17 protein-coding genes are annotated in these 19,768 nt (G+C 35.0%); 3 read left to right on the forward strand and 14 right to left on the reverse strand.

What is annotated here, in order from left to right:
• The 5 genes from THEWI_RS12840 to purR all read right to left on the reverse strand — a co-directional run bounded on the left by THEWI_RS12840 (window position 1) and on the right by purR (window position 4,446).
• Window positions 1-684, reverse strand: coding sequence for a response regulator transcription factor (locus THEWI_RS12840; protein ID WP_004399019.1), 684 nt, complete (start codon window positions 682-684; stop codon window positions 1-3).
• Between the two features lie 83 nt (window positions 685-767).
• Window positions 768-1,718: a ribose-phosphate diphosphokinase gene (locus THEWI_RS12845; protein ID WP_014063692.1), complete on the reverse strand. Its 951-nt coding sequence runs from the start codon at window positions 1,716-1,718 to the stop codon at window positions 768-770.
• Window positions 1,719-1,723: 5 nt separating this feature from the next.
• Window positions 1,724-3,097 (reverse strand): bifunctional UDP-N-acetylglucosamine diphosphorylase/glucosamine-1-phosphate N-acetyltransferase GlmU, encoded by a 1,374-nt coding sequence (gene glmU / locus THEWI_RS12850; RefSeq protein ID WP_014063693.1) that lies wholly within the window; start codon window positions 3,095-3,097, stop codon window positions 1,724-1,726.
• Window positions 3,098-3,202: 105 nt separating this feature from the next.
• Window positions 3,203-3,481, reverse strand: coding sequence for a septation regulator SpoVG (gene spoVG, locus THEWI_RS12855; RefSeq protein ID WP_004399029.1), 279 nt, complete (start codon window positions 3,479-3,481; stop codon window positions 3,203-3,205).
• A 140-nt stretch (window positions 3,482-3,621) separates the two neighbouring features.
• Window positions 3,622-4,446: a pur operon repressor gene (purR, locus tag THEWI_RS12860; protein WP_014063694.1), complete on the reverse strand. Its 825-nt coding sequence runs from the start codon at window positions 4,444-4,446 to the stop codon at window positions 3,622-3,624.
• Window positions 4,447-4,620: 174 nt separating this feature from the next.
• Here purR and murC point away from each other — a divergent pair, with 174 nt between their 5' ends.
• Entirely contained in the window at window positions 4,621-6,015 is a 1,395-nt protein-coding gene (gene murC / locus THEWI_RS12865; RefSeq protein WP_014063695.1) for a UDP-N-acetylmuramate--L-alanine ligase, read from the forward strand.
• A 13-nt stretch (window positions 6,016-6,028) separates the two neighbouring features.
• Here murC and THEWI_RS12870 read toward each other — a convergent pair whose 3' ends face one another.
• On the reverse strand, window positions 6,029-7,042 hold the full coding sequence (locus THEWI_RS12870) for a LacI family DNA-binding transcriptional regulator (RefSeq protein WP_014063696.1): 1,014 nt from the start codon (window positions 7,040-7,042) through the stop codon (window positions 6,029-6,031).
• Between the two features lie 104 nt (window positions 7,043-7,146).
• Window positions 7,147-8,055 carry a CPBP family intramembrane glutamic endopeptidase gene (locus tag THEWI_RS12875; protein WP_014063697.1) on the reverse strand — a complete coding sequence of 303 codons (909 nt, stop codon included), beginning with the start codon at window positions 8,053-8,055 and terminating at the stop codon, window positions 7,147-7,149.
• 163 nt (window positions 8,056-8,218) lie between these two features.
• Between THEWI_RS12875 and THEWI_RS12880 the strand changes: the two genes are divergently transcribed.
• Window positions 8,219-8,656 (forward strand): Hsp20/alpha crystallin family protein, encoded by a 438-nt coding sequence (locus THEWI_RS12880; protein WP_014063698.1) that lies wholly within the window; start codon window positions 8,219-8,221, stop codon window positions 8,654-8,656.
• 40 nt (window positions 8,657-8,696) lie between these two features.
• On the opposite strand, the gene THEWI_RS12885 is transcribed toward THEWI_RS12880, so the two are convergent.
• The 7 genes from THEWI_RS12885 to THEWI_RS12915 form a co-directional block, all read right to left on the reverse strand.
• Entirely contained in the window at window positions 8,697-10,055 is a 1,359-nt protein-coding gene (locus THEWI_RS12885; protein ID WP_014063699.1) for a PTS fructose transporter subunit IIC, read from the reverse strand.
• 23 nt (window positions 10,056-10,078) lie between these two features.
• On the reverse strand, window positions 10,079-10,525 hold the full coding sequence (locus tag THEWI_RS12890; protein ID WP_041589264.1) for a PTS sugar transporter subunit IIA: 447 nt from the start codon (window positions 10,523-10,525) through the stop codon (window positions 10,079-10,081).
• A 5-nt stretch (window positions 10,526-10,530) separates the two neighbouring features.
• The gene (pfkB, locus tag THEWI_RS12895; protein WP_014063701.1) at window positions 10,531-11,463 is read right to left on the reverse strand and encodes a 1-phosphofructokinase; all 933 of its coding nucleotides are present in this window, start codon (window positions 11,461-11,463) and stop codon (window positions 10,531-10,533) included.
• Window positions 11,429-12,259, reverse strand: a complete 831-nt coding sequence (locus THEWI_RS12900; protein ID WP_014063702.1) for a DeoR/GlpR family DNA-binding transcription regulator — start codon at window positions 12,257-12,259, stop codon at window positions 11,429-11,431. Before THEWI_RS12900 ends, pfkB begins: the two co-directional genes overlap by 35 nt.
• Window positions 12,260-12,428: 169 nt before the next feature.
• Window positions 12,429-14,855 (reverse strand): S-layer homology domain-containing protein, encoded by a 2,427-nt coding sequence (locus tag THEWI_RS12905; protein ID WP_014063703.1) that lies wholly within the window; start codon window positions 14,853-14,855, stop codon window positions 12,429-12,431.
• Window positions 14,856-15,097: 242 nt separating this feature from the next.
• Complete coding sequence (locus tag THEWI_RS12910) at window positions 15,098-16,456, reverse strand: stalk domain-containing protein (protein ID WP_014063704.1); 1,359 nt, start codon at window positions 16,454-16,456, stop codon at window positions 15,098-15,100.
• A gap of 18 nt (window positions 16,457-16,474) precedes the next feature.
• Window positions 16,475-18,061 (reverse strand): DUF4127 family protein, encoded by a 1,587-nt coding sequence (locus THEWI_RS12915; protein WP_014063705.1) that lies wholly within the window; start codon window positions 18,059-18,061, stop codon window positions 16,475-16,477.
• 256 nt (window positions 18,062-18,317) lie between these two features.
• Here THEWI_RS12915 and THEWI_RS12920 point away from each other — a divergent pair, with 256 nt between their 5' ends.
• Window positions 18,318-19,751: an S-layer homology domain-containing protein gene (locus THEWI_RS12920; protein WP_014063706.1), complete on the forward strand. Its 1,434-nt coding sequence runs from the start codon at window positions 18,318-18,320 to the stop codon at window positions 19,749-19,751.
• Window positions 19,752-19,768: the final 17 nt, after the last annotated feature.

A 19,768-nucleotide genomic window follows, 5' to 3' on the forward strand; every position in this document is an offset into this window, starting at 1 on the left:
TTAGTTCACCTCAAATTTATAGCCTACACCCCATACGGTGGTAAGTTTCCAATTGGGACCATCTCCCATTTTCTCTCTAAGCCGCTTTATATGAACATCTACTGTACGACTATCTCCCATATAATCGTAACCCCATACATTTTCTAATAGCTGGTCTCTCGTGAAAACCCTGTTGGGATGTGTACATAAAAAATATAAAAGTTCTAACTCTTTGGGAGTTAAATCCACATTTTGCCCTTTATAAACAACTTTATATTCGCTCAAACTTACATAAAGGTCTGGATAAGAAACAGCCTGTTTTTCATCACTTTCCGGTTCATATCTTCTTAAAACCGCTTTAACTCTTGCTACTAATTCTTTCCCGTCAAAGGGCTTTACGATGTAGTCATCAGCGCCAATCTCTAAAGCCAATACCTTATCAAGTGTATCCCCTTTTGCGGTAAGCATTATTATAGGTACTTTTGAGAATTTTCTGACTTCTCTGCAAAGAGCTATACCATCAATTCCTGGCAACATTATGTCAAGTATGACGAGCTTTGGAGGTTTTTCTTGTATTTTCTTTAGTGCGGTTTGCCCATCGTATATCTGCTCTACATCAAAACCTTCTTTTTCAAGGTACAAAGAAACTATTTCACATATATTTTTATCATCATCCACCACATAAATTTTTTCATTCTCTCCCACAAAACCACCCTCTACTTCAAGTTTCCTTGTTTAAATTATATCATAAAATTTAAAACAAAATATAAAAAAGGCACATAAAGTGCCTACACAAACAATTTGCTTACAGACATGCCTTCGTGGATTCTCAAAATTGCTTCTGCAAATAAAGGAGCGACAGACCTCACTTTAATTTTGTCAATTTTTTTCTCTTCGGGAAGAGGGATTGTATCGGTTATAACTAATTCTTTTATTGGTGATTCTTTTAACCTTTCAATCGCAGGACCTGACAGCACTCCGTGGGTCGCGCAAGCATAAACTTCAGTAGCACCACTGTTAAGAAGAGCCTCCGCCCCTTGTACTAAAGTACCAGCGGTATCAATAAGGTCATCTACCAAAATAACCTTTTTCCCTCTTACATCACCTATTATATTCATTATCTCTGCTACATTGGCTTTTGGTCTTCTTTTGTCAATAATAGCAAGAGGAGCATTCAATTTTTCTGCAAAATACCTCGCTCTTGTCACACTGCCATGGTCAGGAGAAACAACTACTACGTCGTCTCCCAATTCTTTGTCAATAAAATATTTCGCAAGAATAGGTCCTCCTAACAAATGGTCAACAGGAATGTTAAAATAGCCTTGTATTTGAGGAGCATGGAGGTCCATAGTAACAACTCTATGAGCTCCTGCTGCAGTTATAAGGTCAGCTACAAGCTTTGCAGTAATTGGGTCTCTCGCCTTTGCTTTTCTGTCTTGTCTTGCATAACCATAGTAAGGTATAACTGCATTAATTTCAGCTGCAGACGCCCTTTTAAAAGCATCAATCATTATCAATAATTCCATTAAGTTGTTATTTACAGGTGCACAAGTTGACTGTATTACAAAAACGCTTGCACCCCTTACACTTTCTCCAATCCTTACACTAATCTCACCATCACTAAAAGTCCCTACTTCTGAATCGCAAAGTTTAAGTCCAAGGTGCTCTGCTATTTCACTGGCTAACTTAGGATTTGAATTTCCTGAAAAAATTTTTAGAGAATTAGTATATCTCGCCATTTAATTTAAAGCCTCCCTTTTTTTATTCTTTCCTGTACCCAGCCCTCTTTATTAGTTTGCCTACTTCTGGCTATGGCAAGTGCTCCTTCAGGAACATCCTCTGTTATAGTTGAACCAGCAGCAATATAAGCATTATTTCCAATCTTTACTGGCGCTACAAGATTTACATTACACCCCACGAAAACATTATCTCCTATCACTGTCTTGTGCTTTTGTTTACCATCATAATTAACTGTAATAGAGCCACATCCCATATTTACATTTTTACCAACTTCCGCGTCTCCCACATACGTAAGATGAGGAACTTTACTTCCTTCATCAATTATTGACTTCTTTATCTCTACAAAGTCCCCTATTTTGACATTACTCTGTATCACAGTTTCTGGTCTTATGTGGGCAAAAGGTCCTATTTTAACATTATTTTCTATTTTTGAAGAGAGTATTACCGAATACGTAACACTACATCCATCTCCGATTTCCGAATCTACAATCCTACAATTAGGCCCTATCTCACAATCACTTCCTATTTTCGTTTTCCCTTCTATAACACAACCAGGCAATACTACAGTATCAGCTCCAATCTCCACTTCAGCTCCTATATAAGTGGTATCAGGGTCCACTATTGTTACTCCGTTTTCCATATGACGATAATTAATCCGCTTTCTCATTATTTTCTCTGCTTCAAAAAGCTGCACCCTTGAATTTACTCCCGTTATCTCCTCTGAAGGTACAGTAAAAGCGCCAATTTTTCCATCCATATCTTTTATAATTTCCACAGCATCCGTCAGATAATATTCACCCTGTGCGTTATTATTTGTTATCATTCTTAGCGCTTTTTTTAGTTTGGCTATATCCATAACGTACATGGCAGAATTTATCTCATGGATGCTTTTTTCTTCTTCCGATGCATCTTTATCTTCCACAATCTTTATAACGTTTCCACTTCCATCCCTTATTATCCTCCCATAACCTGTAGGGTCCTCTAATACTGAAGACAAAATTGTAACACTGTTGCGCTCTTTAATATGAAAATTTATTAATTCTTTTAAGGTATTGGAGGTAATAAGAGGTGTATCTCCTGTCAAAATCAGCACATTGCCTTCCTCAGGGAGTAAGTCTTCTGCCATCATCACAGCATGACCTGTGCCTAACTGCACTTCTTGATAAGCATACTTGACTCTTTCTTTTAAAACTTCCTTTACCTCTTCTGCTTTGTGGCCGACTACTACAATTACTTCTTTACTGCCTATCTCTTCTACCGCATCTACTACCCATTCTATCATCGGTTTACCACAGACTTTATGAACCACCTTTGGATGCTTAGATTTCATCCTTTTTCCAAGCCCCGCTGCTAAAATAAGCGTCACTAGCCCTTCCAATTTTCCACACCCTCTATACTAAATTTAATTTTCATACCCTATACTATTTTAACTATAATTGCAATAAAGTTCAACAAAAAAAATAAAAAGGAGACCAGCTCCTTTTTATTCCTTATGTGCAGCTTCTTGTTCTTTTGCTTTTTCATATTCTTTTAAAATAGCGCTTTGTAATCTATTTCTTGTGTCTGAATTTATAGGGTGAGCAATATCTTTAAACTCCCCTTCGGGAGTCTTTCGACTTGGCATAGCAATAAACAACCCATTTTGGCCCTCTATAACCTTTATGTCGTGAACCACAAATTCATTGTCAAAGGTTACAGAAACTACAGCCTTCATTTTGCCTTCCTCATTAAGTTTTCTCACCCTTACGTCTGTAATTTCCATAAGCTCACCACCTTCCTGAAGTTAAACCCTAAGTTAGCATTTGCAAACTCTCTTACACTAATAAATATTCGCCATAAAATCAAAATTTCCTTCAGGAAAAACTAAAATTCCGAAAAATTTTTAAAAAATTTTTACTCTCTTTACCCCTTCAATATCCAGTCACTTATTTCAATATCAATTATATTTTTCTCCTCCTCCATATTTTTTAACACAAAAACCGAAATGTAATTATCCACCAGCTTATTCTCCGGTTTTTCCGTCGAAATCATAACTCCTGCACCAACTACTTCAGCATCAAATTCCTCCATAAGTTCCATCATACCTCTAATCGTTCCGCCTGCTTTCATAAAGTCATCTATCAACAATACTCTAGAACCTTTTTGCAAAGACCTTCTAGCCAAAGACATAGAACGTATGTGTCTTTGAGACCCAGAAATATAATTAATAGAAACAAAAGAACCTTCTGTAACTCTGCTATCTTTTCTAATTATTACAAGGGGAACATTCAAAGCTTTAGCGCACATCAAGGCAATAGGTATACCCTTTGTCTCCACAGTTACAATCGCATCAACATTTTTATCCAAAAAAGGAAACACTAAAATTTCGCCAATTTTTGTTACGATATTGGGAGAATAAATCAAATCGGCAGTATACAGAAAACCTCCAGGAATTATTCTCGACGGGTCCTTTAATTTTTCCTTTATTTCTTGTACAAAAGGCAAATAACTTTTAATATTAGCTATAGGAATGTATTTTACTCCACCACCAGCTCCAGGCAGCGTAATTAATTTACCAAAATTAAATTTTTCTATTACACTTTTTAAAATATCGATATCTTCCGAGGCAGTAGATTTAGCTATACCAAAAAAATTCATAAAATACTCCAAATTTATTAGTGTATTAGGATTTTCACTAAATATCTTAACGATTGCTGCCAATCGTTCATACCGTTTGTACTTATCCATAAAAAATAACCTCCACACATACAAACTTTTATACCAAAATTATATTTAAAAGTTCACTTTTGTGCAACATGTGATATAATTTTTTTATAAATATAGTTGCTTTTGACAAGCTTTAATCATATTTTAACCATGAAAAGGCAATAATAACAATAGGAACTGAGAGGGGCGTAAACTATGGATATAAATCTTGAAAACTTTAAAAGAGTGCATTTTATAGGAATTGGCGGTATAAGTATGAGCGGTTTAGCTCATATACTTTTAAATAACGGTCATATAGTAACAGGCTCAGATATAAAAAATTCTCATATAATCGAAAGGTTAAGACAAGAAGGAGCAGTTATAACAATACCTCACAACGAAAATAGTATCATAGGTGCTGATTTAGTAGTGTATACAGCTGCTATCCATGAAGATAATCCTGAATATCAAAAAGCTAAGGAATTAAATATACCTATTATAGATAGAGCTACCCTTTTAGGTCTCATTATGAAAAAATACAAATACGGCATTGCTGTTTCTGGAAGTCATGGAAAGACAACTACTACTTCTTTAATATCTGTAATACTCGATGGTATGGGATTTGACCCAACAGTTTTAGTAGGAGGAGAAGTGGATGTATTAGGAGGAAATGTGAGAGTTGGAAACAGTGAATATTTTGTCACAGAAGCTTGTGAATATACAGATAGTTTTCTAAAGTTTTATCCTTACATAGCTGTTATACTAAATGTCGATTCAGACCACTTAGATTACTTCAAAAATATTGACAACATAAAACAGTCTTTTAGGCAATTTGCTAATTTAGTTCCACCAGATGGATTTGTGGTAGCATGCAAAGATGATGCAAACACCATGTATGTTGTAAATGGGTTAAATAAAAACATTGTGACCTATGGTATTTACCAAGATAGTGATTGGAAAGCAAAAAACATAAGTTTTGATGACAAAGGCTGTGCAATTTTTGACGTTTATTATAAAGAGGAATATATGGGCAATTTTAAATTATCAATACCCGGAAAACACAATATTTACAACGCCTTAGCTGCTTTGGCAGTAAGTCACCTTGTAGGAATTGACATAAAAAAAGCTTCTCATTATTTAACTGAATTCAAAGGCACTCATAGAAGATTCGAAATAAAAGGAATAGTTGACGGCATAACAATTGTGGATGACTATGCTCATCACCCTGCTGAAATTAAAGCAACTTTAGAAGCAGCAAAAAATTATCCTCATAAAAGAATTATTTGTATATTCCAGCCACATACTTACTCAAGAACTAAATCTTTGCTTAATGATTTTGCAGAGTCCTTTGACAATGCAGATAAAATAATAATAGCTGACATATACGCCGCAAGAGAAAAAGACACAGGAATTGTTTCTTCTAAAGATTTAGTGGAACTAATCTCTCAAAGAGGTAAGGATGCTTTGTACTTAAAAGACTTTGACTCTATAGTGGAGTATTTAAACAAAAATGCAAAAGCAGGCGATTTAGTATTAACAGTTGGAGCAGGAAATATCTATGAAGTAGGAGAAATGTTTTTAAAAGGCCATGAAAAAGCTGTAGGAATATAAGCCCTACAGCTTTTTATCTTGCAACACAAGATTTCCTCTCCACAAGCTTTACAGGTACAATGATGTGGTCTATGTCTACATCCTTTTGCTTTAACCTTGCAATCAAAAGTTCTGCAGACTTAATCCCTAAATCAAAGGTAGAAATATCTATTGTAGTAAGGGGAGGATTTGCAAAGGCCGACAAAGGAATGTTGTTAAACCCTACTATTGATATATCCTCAGGAACTCTATATCCTTTATCTATTGCAGCCCTTATCACACCAAATGCCATAACATCATCAGTAACCACAACTGCAGTAGGTTTTTCTCTTTCTAATATTCTCATCATCGCCCTGTATCCACCGTCTTCTGAAAACTCGTCTTGTTCCGCCAACTCTCTCTTAAAAGGTATTCCATTTTCTTCAAGGGCAAGTTTATAACCATCTAACCTATCTAAACTCACTACATATTCCAATGAACCACTTATAAAAGCAATTTCTCTATGCCCATGTTTAATAAGGTAATTAGTAGCAAGCTTAGAAGCCCCTATATTATCATTATCAACCCAATACACACCCTTGGCATCTAAAGGCTTGCCTATAACAACGAAAGGAAATTTCTCATCTCTTAACCAAGGTATAAGCTCATCGGTTGTACGAGAAGACAAAAGAATTATTCCATCTACTCGTCTGCCTTTTACCATATTTATAACCGCTTCTTTTTCCTCTTCTTGATTTCCAGATGTCGACAAAAGCAAATCATATTTTTCCCTGTGAGCAACAACACTTATGCCCCTCATAACTTCGGGGAAAAAAGGATTTGAAAAAGCTTCTTCTGTGGAGCGAGGCATTATAAGCCCTAATGTATTTGTCACTTTACTTGCAAGGCTTCTGGCAATGGCATTTGGATAATACCCCAATTCCTCCATCGCCTTCCAAACTCTTTCTTTTGTCTCTTTACTTATACGCGGATTATCAGCAATAACCCTCGATACAGTAGAAGGAGCAACATTTGCCTTCTTTGCCACATCTTTAATCGTTACATTCATGTATATCACCACCTTTAAAATGAAACCGATTGCATTTCTTCTATTTATTATTCTATCCTATTCTTTTATTTACGTCAACAGTTTTCATCTTTTTTAAGGATTCTTTATATAACCCCAGCTATTTTTAATATCTGTTCAGTAATTCTATACAAAAATACTAACACTGATAAAAGTACAGGCCAATGCAAGAAAATATGTAAGTCTTCTTTTAACTTTGTAGTACCGCGGATAACATATGGGTCAGTTACTTTCTTCAAATATCTTAATAGCACATGCAAAAGAATAGCAGCAAATAATGCAAAAATCCCATAACCAATGACAACAATAAATGGAATATCTACCTGTTGTAATGAAGTTGCTTTTCCTAAGTTTTGTTGTGCTATAAAATAGGATAACAATACAGAAATAGTGTTATTTGTAAAATGTCCTATCATTCCTCCATATATGGAATTAGTTCTATACACTACATATCCTAATAAACTGCCGAGAAAAAGTATACTTAAAAAATTTTGTACATTTAAATGAAGCATTGCAAAGAATATAGCGGTTATAAAAACACTCTTTATAGAACCCCTCATTTCAAAACTTCTCATAACAAGTCCCCGCATAAATATCTCTTCACAGCAGGCAGCCACAGCTCCAAATATTAGAATTTGCAAAAAAATCTCACTCATATTTTGAGCTGCAGGTATTGGCATAACGGGAATTTTACCCACTTTAGATAGAAAGTAATTTGTTAAAAGTGCAAAAAAGCCCGATACTATCCAACCCAAAGCAGCTATTATTATCACTAAAAAAACTTGATCGCCCTTTATAGGATTTAACCTTAAAACATATTTTACATCATATCTTTTAAAAAGAAGGTAAAGAATAACAGGCAGTAAAACAAGAAAAAATTCTGTGATTAGTATACCTATATATAAAGAAGCCTTTTGCACCAGATATCCCACTGTTATGAGAAGTAACATGACAAAAAAGTACAATTTACTTACATCTTTTTCATCTGGCCGCATCCAACCACTTCCTTTTTTACATCGTCAATTTCACCCTTATAGATTTTAACATAAAAAGAATAAAAAAGTAAGAATTAAATGTGAGGATTTTGTGAAACCTAATAATTGAAAATTTCAATTAATGTGATATAATAAATAATAGAAAAATATGGAGGTGATGTAAATGAGTCTAATGAGACGAGGACGTGATTGGTGGGATTGGCCATTTGACATCAATCTCAAAAATCTGCCAAGTATTTTAGACGTTAACTTTCCATCTTTTTCAGGTCTATTTTCTCGGCCAAGAGTAGACATCACCGAATCTGAAACAGAAATAGTAGCAACCGCTGAACTGCCTGGTGTTGACAAAAAAGACATTGAAATAAATGTTTATGACAACATATTGGAAATAAAAGAACAAACCTCAGTGGATGAAGAAAGAGAAGATAAAAATTATTACATGAGAGAAAGATATTACGGAAGTTTTGCCAGAAGAATAGAACTACCTGCGGAAGTAGACCCTGAAAAAACCACCGCTAAATTTGAAAACGGCATATTGAAAATCACAATGCCAAAATTACATCCAAGTAAACCCAAGGGAAGAAGAATAGATATAGAATAAAAACTTAAAGGGGCAAGTACAAAACTTACCCCTTTAAGTTTTAATCAACTTTCTTTTTAAGCACAGCTATCATAAGAGCAGTAACAACAGTTCCTACTGCTATTACACCAATGTAAAGAAGTGGATTTGACACAGCTATAGGTATTACAAATATTCCTCCATGCGGAGCTCGAAGTTCTAAGTGGAAGAGCATTGAAAGAGCACCTGTCACAGCAGAGCCTACCATTATTGAAGGTATTACCCTGAAAGGATCTGCTGCCGCAAATGGTATAGCACCTTCTGTTATAAAGGAAGCTCCCAAAACCCATGCTGCTTTACCTGCTTCTATCTCTTCCTTTGTAAATCTATTCTTGAAAAGTACAGTTGCAAGAGCAAGTCCAAGTGGAGGAGTCATTCCTGCAGCCATTACTGCTGCCATCGGTGCAAATACATTTGACGCCAAAAGTCCAGTTGCAAAAGTATAAGCTGTCTTGTTTACAGGACCACCCATATCAAAAGCCATCATAAGCCCTAATATTGCTCCAAAAATCACTGCATTTGTAGAACTCATTCCAGTAAGCCAATTGGTAAGAGATGTCATTATGGATTTCATTGGAGAACCAATTACATATATCATTAAAAGTCCTACTATTAAAGTCGATAATACAGGCAATATGAGTATTGGCATTAAACCTTCTAATGTTTTAGGAAGCTTTATTAACCTTTTCAGATAAACTATCGTATATCCTGCCAAAAATCCTGAAATGATACCGCCTAAAAATCCTGCACCTGTTGATACTGCCAGCATACCACCTACCATACCGGGTACAAGGCCGGGTCTATCTGCTATAGAAAATGCTATATAACCTGAAAGTATCGGAACCATGAGTGCAAAAGCTGAACCACCACCAATTTTCATCAAAGCCCATGGAAGAGTTCCTTCTACTTCAAAAGCCTTATAACCCCAGAAGAAGGAAAGTGCAATTAAAATACCACCTGCGACTACAAAAGGTATCATGTAAGAAACACCTGTCATAAGGTGTTTGTATGCGCCTGTTCTTTGAGCTGACCTTTCTTTATGAATCTCTTCTACTTTTTCTACATAGTCCTTTGGCTTCTCCATTTTAAGAGCTTTTTCAATTAATCCTTTCGCATCCTTTATAGCATCTTCAACTGGTACTTCAAGTACAGGTTTTCCTACAAATCTTGATTTATCAACTTTTGTCGCTGCCGCTATTATTACAGCATCCGCAGCCTTTATATCTTCCTCAGTAAGCTGGTTTTCTGCTCCTATTGACCCTTGCGTCTCTACCTTTATATCTACTCCCATCTCTTTAGCTGCCATCTGAAGATTTTCCGCCGCCATATAGGTATGGGCAATACCTGTAGGACAGGCTGTAACAGCAACTACCTTTTTCATAGCTAATCCCCTCTCTTTAAAAATTACTTTTTAAAAGCGTTTATGACTTCCTCAGGTGTCGAAGCTTTTTCTAATTCCTCTCTCACCTCCTTATGCATCAAAGACCTTGAAAGCTCAGCCAAAACTTTAAGATGTAACTCATCAGAGTTGTCTGGCACAGCAATTAAGAAAAATAAATGGGCAGGTTTGCCATCCATTGAGTTATAATCAATCCCATTTTTGGATTTGCCAAACACGATTGAAGGCTTTTTTACAAGGCTACTCTTGCCATGAGGTATTGCTACACCATAGCCTATTCCTGTAGAAAATTCCTCTTCTCTTTTCTTAACAACCTCTAAAAAACCTTTTTCATCATCTACTACATCATTTTCTTTTAAAATTTTCACCAACTCTTCCAGCACTTCTTCTTTTGTTTTCGCCTTCAAATCAAAAACCATCATTTTTTCATTAAGCACATCTTTTATCTCCATTTCCCTCACCTTTCTATCTTTTCAATCTCAATCTTGTCTTTTAATGCATTTACTTCTTCAATAGTACCTGCTCTTGTGCCCTCTTTCATGACAACAGAAGTTGACAATGCCGCAGCTATTTTTATTGTCTCCTCAATCGGAAGTCCTTTATATATTCCATGGGCAAAACCTGCAACATATGCATCTCCTGCACCAACTGTACCTTTTACTTCAACTTTTACAGGCTTTACCCTATATATCCCTTCCTTTGTTATCACAGCACTACCGCGGCCTCCCATAGAAATCGCAACTATTTCTATGCCTGAATCATTCAGCTTTTTTCCTTCTTCAATAACCTCTTCTAAACTTTCAAGCTTTTTGCCTACTACATCTTCTAACTCCTGTACATTAGGCTTTATCATATAAGGCTTTTCTTCTATACCATACAAAAGCGCTTCTTTGTCAGCATCTAGAATTATTTTTAAATCGCCGCTTTTTACTTCTCTAATTATGTCTTTGTAAAAAGTTTTTGGCAGACCTTGTGGTAAACTTCCTGACAGTACAAGCACTTTTGACTCTTTAGCATATTTAAATATACTTTTTTTAAGTAGCTCTATTTCTTCTTCGCTTACATGAGGACCATATTCATTTAAATCTGTGACTTCTCCCCTTGAAATATCAGAAATTTTTATGTTTGTCCTTGTCTCGTTTTTTATCCTTACAAAATCAATTTTTATACCTTCATCTTCTAAACAATCGACTATATATTTAGCATTAGGTCCTATAAAACCGAGTGCAATAACATCGTCTCCTAAATTTTTAAGGTTTTTAGCCACATTTATACCTTTTCCCCCAGCATCTACTCTTGAGCGGATTACCCTATTTACAGAACCGAGTTTTAAGTTTTCAACAATTATTGTCCTGTCAATCGCCGGATTCGCTGTTACCGTCGTTATCATTATTTTCATCCTTTCCAAAGCTTACTATATCTATATTTGCCTGTTCATATTTTCTCACTATCTCATAATCAACTTCATCATCTGTTATTATTGCCGTAATGTCTTTTATATCTGCAAATTTGACAAAAGATTTTTTACCGAATTTAGTATGGTCAGCCACTATATAAACTTCGTTTGCTACCTCTATCATCGCTTTCTTTGTATTGGCCTCAATTAAGTCTGGTGTCATAAGCCCATCCTCAAAAGATATAGCATTTGTCCCTATGAAGGCTTTGTCAACTTTGAACTGTCTTATCACCATTTCAGCAATAGGACCGACTAAAGCCTTGGTCTTCCACCTCTGTATACCACCTGTGACAATAAGCTCAATATCTTCATATTTTGAAAGCTCTATCGCAATAAGAGGAGAATTTGTAACAACAGTAAGTTTCATATTCTTAAGATTTCTCGCTATCTCAAGAGTAGTAGTACCAGCATCTAAAATTATAGAATCTCCTTCTTCTATCATTGATGCCGCGATTTTGCCTATCTTCCTCTTGGCTTCTAGTTCCACGTCCTGTTTCTCAAAAAATGCAGGCTCATAATGAGTGCCAACATTCAATATAGCACCACCGTGAGTCCTCTGTATGAAACCCTTTTCCTCCAGTACATGCAAATCTCTCCTTATTGTTGACTCAGAAACATTAAAGAGTTTGCTAAGCTCAGAAACACTGATACTTTTATCTTTGCTTATAATTTCTGCAATCTTCAAGCGTCTTTCCTCGCCAAACATCCTATCAGATATACTCATATTCATTCACATCCATTCAATATTATCCCGCTCAAATGTGATTGATTTTGCTCAATTTTGATTATATATTATCATTTTTGTTTTGTCAATAGGCAAAAAACAAAACAGGCAATGCCTGTTTTAAAGCAAATAAAAGAGTCCTCCAAGGAGGAGGACTCATTATGGTTGTTTGATGTTATTTTATGACTATTACTGCTATTCTACCTGTTGAATCCTTGTACAGATCAACTGTAGTACCTTGTGCAAGGTCGCCAAGTTGTGCTAATTCATAATGGTCAACTGTTGTTCCATCTGTCTTATAAACTGTTTTTACAACTGTCACATTTGGACTTAATGCATAGGAAGTACCATCCTGAAGTGTAATGCCATATGCAGTGTAGCTGTCAACTTTAGCACCTGGTACATCAACAGTTTTAGTTGCAAAGCTTACAACCACATTATTACTATCAAGACCTATAACAGCTGCTCCTGTAGATGGCACAGGTGTCAACTTAACTTTTGTTGTGTATACTTGCTCTGAACCGTTCACTAATACATTTAGCTTGTACTGAGTATTACCACTGCCAAGGTCTATTGTTGTTACTCCTGCAACATACCCATATACTGTTGATGCTACACCTTGATCTGCTGTTAAACTGCTTTCATTGAGGTATATAGCTTTAACATAGCCATATTGATCAGCGACTAACTGCTTTACATTTAATGTTTCTTTTGTTATGTCTGACAATTTAACTGTTGAGTAGATATCATCAGTAGAATTGTAATTAAATATTACAGTATTGTCTGTCATATAGTAAGGTGTTCCACTTACTGTTAAAACATGCGTATCCTTATTGTAAGCAGCAGGATCAGTAATTGTTGTTACTACATTATCAGTATCAGCAGTTTTCGGACTATTAATAGCTGTGACAACATTGTTTGAATCTATTGTATATGTTATTATGTCGCCTTCCTGATAGGTAGTATTTGCAACAGTATCATAAACAGCGGAATACACATTTACTTTTCCGTCAGCAGTTAACAGTTTCACTTTTGTATTTAACTTACTTGCATCATCTTTAACAATCAATACTGCATAATTTGCTACAGCTTGTTTACCTATAAATCCAACGATATTACCATCTTTGTCAAGAACAAATGTACCTTCTTGACCAACTGTAGCTTTTGCACCACTTGTATTACCGTTAATGTATTGAGTTACTGTATAATCTTTGCCACCAATTGTTGCTGTTGTTGTACTTCCATCATATGCAACTTTTGTTATCTTACCTTCTACTTTGTCTCTTACAACGAACAATGTAATTTTTGTTCCATCAACTGTAGATGCATAATATACAACATCGCCATTCTTAATATCTGTCAATTTATCAACTGAACCAGTTACTACAACAGTCTTTACAGGATCTCCAGCTATTCTATAGCTGCTATTGGAAACACCATTAACATTGAGGAACTTGTCACCCGCTTTTACATCTGCTGTAACAACTACAGAAGCTTTGTACGCACCTGTAATAACCGCATAATCATATTTACCATCGTTATTTGTATCTGTCAATACTACATTCGCACCATCATATACTTTAGTTGCTACCTGATCCAATGTTGTTTTGCCACTGTTATAAATTACAGTTACATTAGCAGGAGTATCAATATCTACAACTTTACTTCCATCATTATATACACTATTTGATACAACTTCAAAACTCTTTGCTGTAAATGTTTTGTCTGTAGATACTACATCAACCGATACAGGGTCTCCACCTTTTATTGAATAAACATCTACAACTTTGCCAAGGTATTTGTTAAAATCAACGGTACCTGCATTTATAGTTGTGGCAGCTTTAAATGTAATTACACCATCTGAATTTACATCTTTGATTCCTTGAACCAAAACTTTACCTTGGGCAATATTGCTGTCAACATCAGGAGTAGCAACTACAAGATATCTTGTAACGTCTGCAACTTTTGATATAAGTTTGTTTCCTAATACAGGATTACCATTTGTATCATAGGAAGTTACTATTTGTTGATCCAATGCTTTATCCATTATTAAAGCAAGGTCTCCACGAGTTACTACATCGTTGTATCCACGATTTATACCTACAGTCAATCCAAGATCTTGTGCCTTTGCAACAACGCCATATGGCCATGAGAGATTTTTATAGCCAAGGGCATTGAGCATGAAGCCAAGAGCTTGTGCATATGTTACTTTTTCTTCTGGAGCAAACATGCCATTACCTACACCGTGTGTAAGGCCAAGTTTTGCTGCTAAGTTGATGTCACCAATTGCCCAGTAATTCTTTGAAACATCTTTGAAAGCTGGTGCATCATTCTTAGCCATTTCTGCTAAATTTCTGTAGCCAGACAATCTGTTTACGAAAACAGTCATCATGGCTCTTGTAACTGGCTGATCTACGCCATATGTGCCGTCTGTATTACCGTTCGTAATGTTTAAAGCATACAGACGAGCCACTGCTGATGCATAAGGTGCATCATCTTTCACATCGGTGAACGGTGTCGTTGCGGCAAAGCCTACTGCCATCGCACTGAACACCAATGCGAACGTGAGAACCACTGCTATTAACTTTTTGAGGTTCTTCATACAGTCAATCCTCCTCCTTGTATTTGTATTTTAAGTTTTTTATTTTTATTTTGAAAGGCATAATGCCTTTCAAATTTTTTTACCTATGTAAGTACATTTTAGAGTATATAGTATGTTTTGGATAAACAACCTGATTATATTATAGCATCAGGTCTTTAATGAGTCAATAAATGTTACCAATTTGTAATATTTCTGTAATATTAATTTAACATTTCTCGTGGGTCTGGGGCCCTTCGCTGCGCTCAAGATGACATGGATACTTTAATCAATTTTTCATTCCCATCCCATTTGATTATATATCCTATTTGTTGAGCTATTTCTATTAAAGGAAAGTAGGATGTACCGTTTAAAATAAATGCACCTCTTTGACCGTTTGTAACATCTTTATAGGATTTTATATCAAAGGTAATGGTGTTACTCCCTTTTGAAACGGTCAATTTATTGTTTTGTGAATCCCAAAAAACTCTCGCTTTCATGTATTTTTGCAATACAGCAGATGATACAAAAGTTTTTCCATTTAATACTAAAATTCCGTCTTTTACTACCATAAATTCATTGTTTGCAGTGCCTTCAAGGTTAGGCCCTACGTCACTTAGAAAATATGGATCACTGATTAGATTAGAATAGGTCTTTAAAATTCTTTCGTTGTCTGTTATAGCATAGTTGTTTATTCTTCTACCGGCTGGTGCATTTACTAAGTTATTTACATCAAAATAAAATATAGATTTGACCCGCGGATATTTTGTTTTTAAGCCATTGTACATGCGTGTTATTTTCTCAATTGCGAAGTCTTCATAATATTTTCCATCAGTTATAGTATAATGAGTGGCGCCAAATTCAGAAATCTGTATAGGCTTTCTTTCACTGAAGGTGTCATATACATAATCTAAAAGCTCCAATGGGTCTTCCTGGTCTGCTTTTAAGTTTATATTGCCATTGTGATAAATTACGTTGTATATATTTACTCCTACCCAATCTACATAATCGTCGCCAGGATAATATGACAATATATTTGATTGCGGGAATGTAAATACAGTCCACACCATCATGACATTTGGTGCTTCTTCTTCCATCACATCATGGACAAGTCTCCATTTTTCTATGTATTTTTTAGGATCGCCGCTATAGGCTGTCCAGTCCCCATTCATTTCTGAGGCAAATCGCAAAAAAACAGGTATTCCAGCTTCGTTTAATTTCTTTGCAAAACTCCGTAAATATCCGTCATCTTTTACTTCATCTAATCCGTTATTCGGTTCAAAAGCTATATGAGCAGCTGCGCCTACTTTTTTTAACTCATCTATCCACTTTTGAGGAAACGGACTGCCATAACCGACGTAAATGAAAAAAGAAGCATGTTTTTTGCCTGTAAGCTCGTTAAATTTTTTCATATCCCCATTTATCAGTGTGTCTTGATATACATATGCGCCAAGATACACGCCTTTTGTAGGCTCGTATTTTGACAGTTTGTAGTCATTTACTTCAATTAGAACTCTTATGTTTGAATTCGCATCAAATGTTTGTTCTGCCTTTGCAGAAGTAAAAGATGCACAAGTAAAAGCAAAAATTAAAATCCATAATGCAAGCTGTTTAATTTTTGTCATCTCCCTACCTCCACAACTTTATCTTTGGTTTTGTAAAGTTACTTGAGGCATAACTTCTATTTCAAACATTCTACTCCAAGGGTATCTTACTTTTACTTCTATATCTTTTATTGTAACAAAACTATTTTCCCTCTTTACTATTTCTCCAATATATTTTTCCTTTATTGCATCAATAAATGGTTTCATCTTTATTGAAAGTTCTTCATCTGCAGTTTTTCTATCTACGTTATCTTTACTCATGTGATTTGCCTCTGCCCATTTGTACATTTTATTTCTTACATCAGCCTGATAGGCAAAGTCATCCGCATAACGTATAAAGGAGAAAGCTATAAAGCTTTTTATAGCATCTTCTTCTTTGTAAGAAGGAAGTATGCTTTTGTCAAGGACCATTTTTAAAGACATTTCAGATATAACTGTCCCTATTGTGTTGCTGGGTGTATTCCAGCCCGCATAGAGAAAACTTAATGGATTTAAGTCAAAGAGGACATCGATTAACTTTTTATCCGCCATATTAACATATGCAACATCTGCTATTCCAAAAATTTGTCCTCTATTTTTATATTTTTGTATTTCGTTTTTTATTCCTAAATTTTCATGGGTATGGACATATAGTATACATTCGCCACTTAAGTCGACTTTTCCTCCTATAAAATTAATTTTTTCTTCGACAATTTTCTTAAGGTTTGCTCCTTCATAGGGCAAAATAATTTTATTAGGTTCTTTTACGTCATAAATAACTTGAAAGCGAGGAATTCGCTTGTAGTACTCATTTGCAAGCCTTGCCGTTATCTCCATGCCAATTTCATCAGCACCATGAAGTACATATACTTTATCTGATATATGCCGTGCTTTCGCATATTGGTCAAGTTTTCGCGCTGCCATATTTGACATACTAAACTCTTGTGTATCGTCAATACCTATTACTAATGTTTTTATATAGCCTTCTTTTGTCCACTCAATGAGTTTTTTATTTATTTCTTCGTTTAACTCAAAAAGCTCAGTGTATTTAGTAAGCACATCAGTTGGTATGCTTTTTCTTATTTCTTCAAGCCTGGCTTTATCCTTTTCTTGGTTAAAAAGGTCAACTTTATCAGATAATTTTGAGAATTCTTTTAGCATGTCACTGTATTTTATATACTCGTAGTCGGAAAACTGAGTAGGAGTAAGACGAGGTATTATAGAAAATATAATTATATTTTTGTTTTTATTTTCTGTTAAAAATTTATAAAGGAGTGAAAGTTTTTCTTCATAGTTTTTATAGTTTTCTATACCACGGGATGCTATAAGGCCACCATTTAAATACTGTTGCAGTGATATTACAACAGCATAAACGTTACTTTTAGGAATGACCTCATTAAGCCATTCATTAAGCCCTTCAAAGTTTCCCGGTTTTGTGTAGTCATCAAGTACATTTTGTGGAGGTAAAATCAAGTTTTTCCCCCACATATTTGTCAGAAGACTTACGTTTTGAGTATTTACAGGGCGGCTGTCAAGAGGTATAAAAATTATGTCGTCTTTTGGCATTGTAAATTTTTCATTGTAAGTAGAAGCTGGCAAGGAAAATATACATAAAGTCAGTACAAACCACAAAGCTTTTTTAAACATATCCTTCTCCTGCTTGTCTTTTTGTATAAATTATACCATAACAAAATGGAATTTTCATTTTATTATAATCTTTTTTTGGGCTTGGGGATTCTTCTGAGTGCTTCACACTCCTTATAATTACAGAAAAGGAAAACTTGGCTCATAATTACAAATATTTCTTTTATAAAAAATTTAATGTTTTGTTAACTTTTTTGTAACATATTTGTGATAATTATGTGATATATTTATGATAAATTTGGGTGAGAGGTTGGAAAACATGAGTAAAAAAGCGTTAATCATCCTTACAATCATGGTAACAATCGTACTTGCTGTATCAATTCCAGTGCTGCATTCAAAGGCACAATCTAAAAAGCCATTTGTACCTGTTTTAATGTACCATCACCTTCAAAAAGAAGGTACATTTGATTCTAAAAAGTATGGTGGTGTGATAATCGACCCAGAAAAATTTGAAAAGCAAATGCTTTACCTTAAAGCGGCAGGATATCACACTATAACTTTAGAACAGCTCAGAGATTTTGTACTTCATAATAAATCTTTACCACCAAAGCCTATTGTGATAACTTTTGATGATGGATATTTAAGCAACTACACCTATGCATATCCTATACTTAAAAAATTGGGAATGAAAGCTGAAATAAATATTATAGTAAGTTATGTTCCAGATGAAGTAAACAAGCAAAAACCCGAAGTTGTTATACCGCATTTTACATGGCAACAAGCAAAAGAAATGGCAGACAGCGGAGTAATAGAGATTGAGAGTCACACATATGACCTCCACGGTTACAGGTCAAATGATTTTAAGAAAATCCCAATGGTAATGGGACCTGTAATCATTGATGGACATCTTGAAACAATGGAAGAGTATAAAGAAAGGCTCTATCTAGATTTCTTGCGCTCACGAGAAATAATTAAAGAAAAAATAGGTAAAGCGCCTATATGTTTAGCATATCCTTTTGGTTCGGGAAATAAAATAAGCGACGAGATAGCAAAAAAAGTAGGTTTTGAAATGGCATTTGGCATTAAAGAAGGAGTAAATTATTACGGCGATAATATTATGAAGTTAAAACGAATTACTGTGAGGGATTCCGATACAGGTCAAGACATTGTTGAAAAAATAAACAAGTTAAGTAGGGATACGGGGTTTATCCCTTTTTGGGATATTAAAAATATGTGGTCTGAAAAGAATATACTTAGTTCGGTAATAAAAGGGATTTTTGCAGGATATGAAGACGGGTCTTTTAGGCCAAACAAAATTATATCTAGAGCAGAATTCGCTTCTTTGATAGATAGAGCATTTTTAAAAGATAAACCGGTATTGCAGCAAGAAATTTCCTTCAAAGATGTTTCTCAAAATGCATGGTACTATAAACCTATTGCAAATATAGTAAATAATGGAATTATGAAAGGATACGAGGATAACACTTTTAAACCTCATAATCCCATAACGCGAGAAGAAGCCATTAGCGTTCTTATGAAATTTTATGAGTCAAAAGAGAATGTTGATTTTGCTATTTTTGATCCTGCAGACAAAAATGACATTTCATCATGGGCATATGATTTCATTAAAAAAGCTTATGAGAATAATTTAATAGCTGGTACAAATATAGATGGTAAAATATACATTTATCCTAAAAAGCCTTTGACACGAGAAGAAGCAGCAGTACTATTAGATAAAATAGTGAAGGAGTAGCGAAAAAGCCACTCCTT

Source organism: Thermoanaerobacter wiegelii Rt8.B1 (genome assembly GCF_000147695.2).
In the GTDB taxonomy this organism is placed as follows: domain Bacteria; phylum Bacillota; class Thermoanaerobacteria; order Thermoanaerobacterales; family Thermoanaerobacteraceae; genus Thermoanaerobacter; species Thermoanaerobacter ethanolicus.